The following is an 8627-nucleotide window of genomic DNA, read 5'->3' as shown; positions in this document are numbered from 1 at the left end:
CTCCCACCCCCCAAGGCCCGCCGACGCCTGCGCGAGGCGGCCTCGCTGACGCAGGCTCAGCTCGCGGACCGGATGGGCGTCACCCGCGCGACGGTCCGTACGTGGGAGAGCGGTCGCACGACACCACGCGGCCGGAGACGGGAGGAGTACGCGGAACTGCTGAAGGCCCTGGCCGAGGAGGAGTCGGCAGCGGCGAAGCCGGCACCGGTGCCCGTCGTCGTGGCCGTCCGCACCGGCCCGGGGAGCCCGGCCGAGGACACCGAGAGCCTCGTACTGCCCGCGAAGGCGCTACCCGCAAAAGAGCGGCAGGAAGACGAACCGGAACCGGCGCCGGAGCCGGCCGCGCTGACGCCCGCTCAGGCGTTCGACGCGCTCTACGAGTTCGGCGCCCCCGCTCTCGTACGGCAGACCTACCTGCTGACCGGCCGCCGGGAGCTGGCGCGCGAGTCGGTGGAGCGGGCGTTCCAGACCGCCTGGGAGAACTGGCCGGAAGTGGCCCGCGACCGCGACCCGGTGGGGTGGGTGCGGGCGGTGGCGTACGAGTACGCGCTCTCGCCCTGGCAGCGGTTCCGCCCGCGCAACCGCCCGGAGCCGCCGCCCGCCGACCCCGGCGACCGCACGCTCCTGAACACCCTGCTCCGGCTCCCCCCGCGGCACCGCCGGACGCTCCTCCTGTACGACGGCGTGGGCCTGGACCTGCCCGAGACTGCGGCGGAGACGGAGGCGAGCACTCCGGCGACGGCCAACCGGCTGCTGAACGCGCGCAGGGCGATGGCCGACCGGCTGCCCGAACTGGCCGACCCCGAGGTGCTGCACCGGCGGCTGGCCGAGGTGGCTTCGAACGAGCGGCTGCGCGCGGCCAAGCCGCCGACGGTAAGGGTGGGCAGCGAACGCCGGGCCCGGTTCTGGACCCGGGCGGCGATCGCCTTCACCGTCGCCCTCATCGGCACCACCGCGCTGACCCTGCGCACCGCGCCCACGCACTACGAGCCGCCGGTCTCCCCCGGCGAGACGGTGCGCGGGGTGCCGCCCAAGGTGGCACCGGGCGCGCTGTCGGACGAGGAACTGGAGCTGCGGCAGAAGCTGCGCGACCAGATGCAGGACGGGCCGGAGCGGCTGACTCCACGGCTCGAATGACCGCGGGTACGACGAGGGGCCCGTCCTCCGCGAGGACGGGCCCGCTCGGTGCCGTACGGGAAGGCGGGGTCAGCCGTTCAGGATCTCCCTGGCGAGCTTGGCCGTCTCGGTCGGAGTCTTGCCGACCTTGACGCCCGCGGCCTCCAGGGCCTCCTTCTTCGCCTGGGCGGTGCCGGACGAACCGGAGACGATGGCGCCGGCGTGGCCCATGGTCTTGCCCTCGGGCGCGGTGAAGCCCGCGACGTAGCCGACGACCGGCTTGGTCACGTTCTTCGCGATGTACTCGGCCGCACGCTCCTCGGCGTCGCCGCCGATCTCGCCGATCATGACGATCAGGTCGGTCTCGGGGTCGGCCTCGAACGCGGCGAGCGCGTCGATGTGCGTGGTGCCGATGATCGGGTCGCCACCGATGCCGACGGAGGTCGAGAAGCCGATGTCGCGCAGCTCGTACATCATCTGGTACGTCAGCGTGCCGGACTTCGAGACCAGGCCGATGCGGCCCGGCTTGGTGATGTCGCCCGGGATGATGCCGACGTTGGACTGGCCCGGGGTGATGATGCCGGGGCAGTTCGGGCCGATGATGCGGGTCTTGTTGCCCTTCTTGCCGGCGTACGCCCAGAACGACGCCGAGTCGTGCACGGCGATGCCCTCGGTGATCACGACGGCCAGCGGGATCTCGGCGTCGATGGCCTCGACGACGGCGTCCTTGGTGAACTTCTCCGGCACGAAGATGACGGAGACGTTGGCGCCGGTCTTCTCGATGGCCTCCTTGACGGTGCCGAAGACCGGTACCTCGGTGCCGTCGAAGTCCACGGACTGACCCGCCTTGCGCGGGTTCACGCCGCCCACGACGTTGGTGCCGTCGCCGAGCATGAGCTTGGTGTGCTTCATGCCGGTGGCGCCGGTCATGCCCTGGACGATGACCTTGCTGTCCTTGTTGAGCCAGATAGCCATGGTGTGTTGGTGTCCTCGTCCTGAGTGCTTACTTGGCGGCGGCGTGAGCCAGCTCGGCGGCCTTGTCGGCCGCGCCGTCCATGGTGTCGACGCGCTGGACCAGCGGGTGGTTGGCGTCGGTGAGGATCTTGCGGCCCAGCTCGGCGTTGTTGCCGTCGAGACGGACGACGAGCGGCTTCTCGACCTTCTCGCCGCGGTCCTCCAGGAGCTTCAGCGCCTGGACGATGCCGTTGGCGACCTCGTCGCAGGCGGTGATGCCGCCGAAGACGTTGACGAACACGGAGCGGACGTCCGGGTCGCCGAGGATGATCTCCAGGCCGTTCGCCATGACCTGGGCGGAGGCGCCGCCACCGATGTCCAGGAAGTTGGCGGGCTTCACGTTGCCGTGCGCCTCACCGGCGTACGCGACGACGTCCAGGGTGCTCATGACGAGACCCGCGCCGTTGCCGATGATGCCGACCTCGCCGTCGAGCTTGACGTAGTTGAGGTTCTTCTCCTTGGCGGCCGCCTCGAGCGGGTTGGCGGCGGCCTTGTCGTGGAGGGCCTCGAAGTCGGGGTGGCGGAACTCGGCGTTGTCGTCGAGCGACACCTTGCCGTCGAGGGCGATGACGTCGCCGCCCGCGACCTTGGCCAGCGGGTTGACCTCGACCAGGAGGGCGTCCTCCTTGATGAAGGTGTCCCACAGCTTGACCAGGATGTCGGCGACCTTGTCGGCGACCTCGGCCGGGAACTTCGCGGCCTCGACGATCTCGCGCGCCTTCTCGGGGGTCACGCCGTCGATCGCGTCGATCGGCGTCTTGGCGACGGCCTCCGGACGGGTGGCCGCCACCTCCTCGATCTCCACGCCGCCCTCGACGGAGGCGATGGAGAGGAAGGTGCGGTTGGCACGGTCGAGGAGGAAGGAGACGTAGTACTCCTCGACGATCTCCGGAGCGGTCTCGGCGATCATCACCTTGTGGACCGTGTGGCCCTTGATGTCCATGCCGAGGATGTCCGTCGCGCGGGCGACGGCCTCGTCCGCGGAGGCGGCGAGCTTCACGCCGCCGGCCTTGCCGCGGCCACCGACCTTCACCTGAGCCTTGACGACGGACTTGCCGCCCAGACCCTCGGTGATCGCGCGCGCCGCCTCAGGCGTGTCGATGACTTCACCGGCCAGCACCGGTACATCGTGCTTGGCGAAGAGGTCCCTCGCCTGGTACTCGAACAGGTCCACGCGCTTCCGTCCCTATCAGTGATCTCGCGGTTCGTTGGATGCGTGGGCGTGCCGCGAAGGGCAACGTGACGTCCGCTGTGTCACAAGGGGAGCGCACACGGTGACCGAGCGCGCGGCATGTCCGTCTCGCAGGTTATCGCCGCATGCCGGGGGTCCCTAAATCGTGGGTCACACCTGAGCGGTGATGCCTGTCACATGATGCCGCGCTCACTGGCACGCGGTGCCGGATGTGAGCGGCTTCGGCGGGGTGCGGGGCGCATGCGAAACGGGACGCGGGGAGCCTCACCGGGCTGGGGTTAGCCCGGTGAGGCCCGTGGGCCCGGAGGCCCGCAGGGGTGCGGGTCTCCGGTGTGCGGGCCGGCCGGTCCCCACCCCAATGGGGACCGGCCGACCCATCCGCGGAGTTCCGGCCCGAGGGAGGCCGACGGCTTTCGGCCGTCTCGGGCTGCCGCTTCGCGGAGTCTGTGGGTGGGACGGGGGTACGGCTGACCTGCGGGAGTGCGAGGGCGCGGGCGCGGCGGACGCCCGTCGGGCGCATCCGCCCCAGGGGCCTCAGACGCGCGCTCGCGGCAGGGAGGTTCCGCCGGCTAGGCGGGGGAGACGGGTATGTCCCGGTACGGATCCCGGGTCTCGCCCGCGTCGGCACGCTCCGTCACCACGGGTACGAGCCGGAACGGGATCCGGTGCTGCGGGGTCACCGCGTGCGCGTCACCGTGACGGGGCATCCCCTGGTCGGCACCGGTCGCGGTACCCAGCGATCCGTCGGGGGCGCCGGTGGGCGCGTGCCGGGCGGGGGCGCCGTCGGTGGGCGCCGGGGTGGTTCCGCGGGGGCCGCCGGAGTGCGCCGGCGAGGGTTGTGCGTGCGCCTCGACCGCGACGGGGGCGGGGCCGACGGGTGCCGCGTGGCCGGTGGCGTCAGGCCCGGTGACCGCGGTGGCGGTGCGGGGTCCGGCGGCGTCGGAGGTGCCGGCTCCGTCGGAAGGGTGCGCGGAGTCGTCGGCCCCGGCCGGGTCCGGCCGGCGATCGTCCGGAAGGTACGGGTCGGTCCGACCGTCCGAACCGCCGGCCGCGGACGGGTCCGGAAGCTCCGGCAGCGGAGGCGACGACGGCCACGTGGGTGCCGAGGGATCGGAGGAGCCCGGGTCCGTGAGGCCGGGGCCGGAGAAGCCCGGGTCTGCGTCCAAAGCGGCGGAGAGCAAGGGCAGCCGCTCGGTCGTCCGATCCACCACGTCCCCGACGGCGGAGAGCGCGTCCTTCGGCGGGAGGAGGGCCGGCTCAGGCGCCCGAGTCGCCGGACGCTCCACCGGCACGTCCACGACCTGCCGCACGGTGTCCCGCAGGGAGGGCGCCCCGTCGGCCGCCTGTGCCCGCTCCCCGCAGACCACGCCGAGCACGAACAACCCGCCCACCAGCAGCGCCACGTGCAGGGCACGCCGCCCGGCCGCCGAGCGCATCACGCGCAGGGCGGCACCGGGCAGGACGGCACCGGGCAGGACGGCTGACCAGATCAAGAGGGGGAGATTCCTCCCGTGCGGCGGCGGAACGGCTCGCGCGTCGAACAACGCGCCGATGACGCGCGATCCTCGCACGGGACTCCGCGGTGTGCGCAAGCCCCTCATTACCGATGGGTAGCGATGTCCGTTTCAGCGGCGGGAATCGGGCCACCCCGGATGGACGAATCGTCACCCGGCGTCCGGTATCGGCAGGGGCCGCCTCTCGATCGCCGCCGCCATCACCTCCGGGAAGTGGTCGGGCGTGCAGGCGAACGCGGGTGCCCCCAGCGCGGCGAGCGCCGCCGCGTGCTCCCTGTCGTAGGCGGGCGCCCCCTCGTCGGACAGGGCCAGCAGCGTCGCGAACCGCACGCCCGCCGCCTGCATCGCCGCGACCCGTCCGAGCATCTCGTCCCGGATGCCTCCCTCGTAGAGGTCGCTGATCAGCACGACCACGGTCTCCGCGGGCCGGGTGATCCGCGACTGGCAGTACGCCAGCGCCCGGTTGATGTCCGTACCGCCACCGAGTTGCGTGCCGAAGAGCACGTCGACCGGGTCGTCCAGCTGGTCGGTCAGGTCGACGACCGCCGTGTCGAAGACGACGAGCCGGGTCTCCAGCGACGGCATGGACGCCAGCACCGCCCCGAACACCGACGCGTACACGACCGATGCCGCCATCGACCCCGACTGGTCGACGCAGAGGACGACCTCCTTCCTCACCGACCGGGACGCCCGCCCGTAACCGACGAGCCGCTCCGGCACGACCGTGCCGTACTCCGGCAGGTAGTGCTTGAGGTTGGCCGAGATCGTGCGGTTCCAGTCGATGTCGTGGTGCCGGGGACGGGTGGCGCGGGCGCTGCGGTCCAGGGCGCCGGTGAGGGTGGCCCGGGTGCGGGAGGCCAGCCGCTTCTCCAGGTCCTCGACGACCTTGCGCACGACGGTTCGCGCCGTCTCCTTCGTCGTCTCCGGCATCGCCTGGTTGAGCGAGAGCAGCGTGCCGACCAGGTGCACGTCGGCCTCCACCGCCTCCAGCATCTCCGGCTCCAGCAGCAGCGTGGCGAGTCCGAGCCGGTCGATCGCGTCCCGCTGCATGACCTGCACGACGGAGGAGGGGAAGTACGTCCGGATGTCGCCCAGCCAGCGCGCGACGGCCGGTGCGGAGCCGCCGAGCCCCGCCGCACGGTCCCGTCCGCCCCGCGCCGCGGCCTCCTTCCCGTAGAGCGCGGTGAGCGCCCCGTCCATCGCGGCGTCCTGCCCGGAGAGCGTGCGGCCGGTGCCGTCGGCCGGGTCCCCGCCCAGTACCAGCCGCCACCGCCGCAGCCGCTCCTGCGCGGCGTCGGCCCCCGCCGGTTCGGCCGTCATGCGTCCACCTCCACCAGGTCGTCGTTCCCGTCAAGGCCGTGCGCCGGAGCACTGCCCGCCAGGCCCAGCAGCAGCCGGACCACCGGGAGCACCGCGTCGGCGCGCTCGGTGTCGAGGCCGGCCGCGAAGCCCGGTATGCCGGGGCCGGCCGTGGTCACCCTCCCCCGCGCTACCGGTCCGCGCCGGACCAGCTCACCGAGGCTGCGGCGCACGCCCGGCTCGTAGGCCGCGAAGGTGCGGCGCAGCAGCGGCAGCACCTCCGTGAACGCCTCCGCCGCCACGCCCGTCAGCCAGGTGTCGACCAGGGCGAGCAGCCGTTCGTCGTGCAGGAGGAGCAGGCCGCCGCCCGAGCCGCCTCCGACGAAGCCCTCGATCCACGCCGCCGCGTCCGCCGGTGGTGTCCCCCGGGACAGCGCCAGGCCCATGGACCGCGCGGCCTCGTCCGACGCCAGCACACCGTCGTCCAGCAGGAGCCGCACGGCGCGCCCCCGGACGACACCGGGCACGATGTCCCGCGCCGAGAGGGTCCGCAGCACCGCCTGCCAGCGGGACCGCAGGCCGCCGTGGCCCGGTGCGGAGGTGTCGCCGAGCAGGCCCACCGCTCCGTGCACGGCGTCCACATGGCCGCGCATCTCGTCGGCCGCGTCGGCGTCCAGGGCGGCGCAGGCCGCGGGCAGGCCGACGAAGACGCGCCCGGCGAGCCCCGCGGCGACCTCCGCCAGCGCACCCGTGTCGGTACCGCGCACGTCGCCGTAGCGCAACGAGCGGACCAGGGCCGGCAAGGCCCGCGCGAGGTGACCGACGTCCGTGTCGAGCGCCGCGCGGTCGGCGAGTATGCGCATCACCGGCGTGAGCGCGGCCGGCAGCCCGGCCAGCAGGCAGCGTTCGGCGAGTGCGGTGACCTCGGCGAGGTCGCGCGCGGTGACGGCGTCCGCCTCCGCCTTGGCGGTCGCGGCGGCGAGCACGGTCGTGCCCCACACTCCGGCCTCGGCGACCCGCACCGACAGCTCCGGCTCCCAGCGCAGCCGCCATGTCTCCCGGAACGTCCCCGTACTGCCCCGGGAGGCGGCCGGCTCGCCCCAACCGACGCCGAGCAGCCGCAGCCGGTGCAGCAGTCTGCTGCGGCTCGCGTCGGTGTCCTTGCGCAGGTCGAGTTCCAGCTCCCTTCGCCGCGCCTCCGGTTTGAGCCGCAGCCGGCGCTGGACGCGGGCCAGGTCGCGCTGCAGGGGCACGGCGGGCGCCCCCGCGGGGACCTCCCCCAGCACGTCCCCCACCACCAGCCGGTCCCGGACCAGCGCCAGGGGTACGTCCGAGCCGTCGCACATCACCGCCCGCACGGCGTCCGTCGTCTCGCCCAGCCCGGCCAGCGGGCGCCCGCGCAGCGTCGCGAGCGTCCCGGCCAGCCGTACCGCCTCGATGACGTGCGCCGAGGAGACGATCCGGCCCTCGTCCCGCAGCAGCCCGGCCACCTTGGTCAGCCACCGCTCGACCGGCCGGTCCACCGCGCCGAACAGATGCGCGTACCAGCCGGGCGACTCGATGCCCGCCCCGTACCCACCGGACCGGGACAGCCGTCGGTACGTCCAGGGCACCCACGTCAGGTCCACCTTGGTCCTCGGCAGCCCCTTCAGCAGGGCCCGGTCGGCGGTGGCGGTGACCTTGCGGCGGAGCGCGGGCACGTGCCACGCCCCGCACACCACGGCGACGCCGCGGGCGGACTCCCGCTGTGCCGCCCGCACCTGGAGCCGCATGTACGCCTCCCGCACCCGGTCCCGCGCGTCGTGTCCGCCGCCCTCCTCGGTCTCCCGCAGGGCACCCATGGCCTCTTCCAGCGCGGTGAACGGCGCGAGCGCGTCCCCGTCGCCGCCCCCGTGGCCCCGGTGCTCGACGACGTCCTCCCACCAGCGCTCGGGGTCGTCGTGACCGGCGGCCCCGGCGAGGGCGGCGAGCGGGTCGGCCCGGACCTCGGGGGCCGACGCGCCGGAGGGGTCCCCCGGGCCCGATCCCTGCTCCTCGGCCGCCCTCTCCGCGTCCTCCCTCTCCGCGTCCTCCTGCTGCGTGTCCTCCTCCTGCGTTTCGTCCGCCGACCACAGGGCCAACGAGTGCGCGGCAGGGAGGTCGATGAAGCGGGCCGGCACGTCGTGCTCCAGGGCCCAGCGGAGGGCCACCCACTCCGGGGAGAACTCGGCCAGCGGCCAGAAGGCCGAGCGGCCGGGCTCGTCCACGGCGTGCGCGAGCAGCGCCACCGGTGGCCGCATGTCCTCGTCGGCGGCCAGCGGGATCAGCGCGTCGGCCTCGGGCGGCCCCTCGATCAGCACGGTCCCCGGCCGGGCCGCCTCCAGCGCCGCCCGTACCGCCCGCGCCGACCCCGGACCGTGGTGACGCACACCCAGCAGCACCGGTCCGAGCGCGCCGTCTGCCCTTCCGCGGTCAGTGCCCGTCACACCGTCCCCCTCGCCCACCGGGCCGCC

At 73.8% G+C, this 8627-nt stretch carries 6 protein-coding genes; 1 reads left to right on the top strand and 5 read right to left on the bottom strand.

Annotated features, from left to right (window positions below):
* Positions 1–1137: helix-turn-helix domain-containing protein (locus DMH12_RS35155; protein WP_185832731.1), on the top strand; the 1137-nt coding region annotated here is incomplete at its 5' end.
* 69 nt (positions 1138–1206) lie between these two features.
* Here the strand turns inward: DMH12_RS35155 and sucD are convergent.
* The 5 genes from sucD to DMH12_RS35130 all read right to left on the bottom strand — a co-directional run bounded on the left by sucD (position 1207) and on the right by DMH12_RS35130 (position 8600).
* A complete protein-coding gene (gene sucD / locus DMH12_RS35150) occupies positions 1207–2091 on the bottom strand; it encodes a succinate--CoA ligase subunit alpha (RefSeq protein ID WP_125495375.1) in 885 nt (294 codons plus the stop codon).
* Positions 2092–2119: 28 nt separating this feature from the next.
* A complete protein-coding gene (sucC, locus tag DMH12_RS35145) occupies positions 2120–3304 on the bottom strand; it encodes an ADP-forming succinate--CoA ligase subunit beta (protein ID WP_125495374.1) in 1185 nt (394 codons plus the stop codon).
* 587 nt (positions 3305–3891) lie between these two features.
* On the bottom strand, positions 3892–4815 hold the full coding sequence (locus DMH12_RS35140) for a hypothetical protein (RefSeq protein WP_260474458.1): 924 nt from the start codon (positions 4813–4815) through the stop codon (positions 3892–3894).
* Between the two features lie 171 nt (positions 4816–4986).
* Complete coding sequence (locus DMH12_RS35135) at positions 4987–6156, bottom strand: VWA domain-containing protein (RefSeq protein WP_125495373.1); 1170 nt, start codon at positions 6154–6156, stop codon at positions 4987–4989.
* Entirely contained in the window at positions 6153–8600 is a 2448-nt protein-coding gene (locus DMH12_RS35130; RefSeq protein WP_260474459.1) for a DUF5682 family protein, read from the bottom strand. The genes DMH12_RS35135 and DMH12_RS35130 overlap by 4 nt, the downstream gene beginning before the upstream one ends.
* Positions 8601–8627: the final 27 nt, after the last annotated feature.

The organism is Streptomyces sp. WAC 04229 (assembly GCF_003947455.1).
GTDB lineage: Bacteria > Actinomycetota > Actinomycetes > Streptomycetales > Streptomycetaceae > Streptomyces.
Note: the sequence above shows the minus strand (reverse complement) of the source record. Positions and strands in the feature narration are given on the sequence as shown.

Bases quoted from the DNA above. Each gene is read 5' to 3' on its own strand.
- sucD (WP_125495375.1), bottom strand. From the start codon at position 2,091: ATGGCTATCTGGCTCAACAAGGACAGCAAGGTCATCGTCCAGGGCATG.
- DMH12_RS35135 (WP_125495373.1), bottom strand. From the start codon at position 6,156: ATGACGGCCGAACCGGCGGGGGCCGACGCCGCGCAGGAGCGGCTGCGG.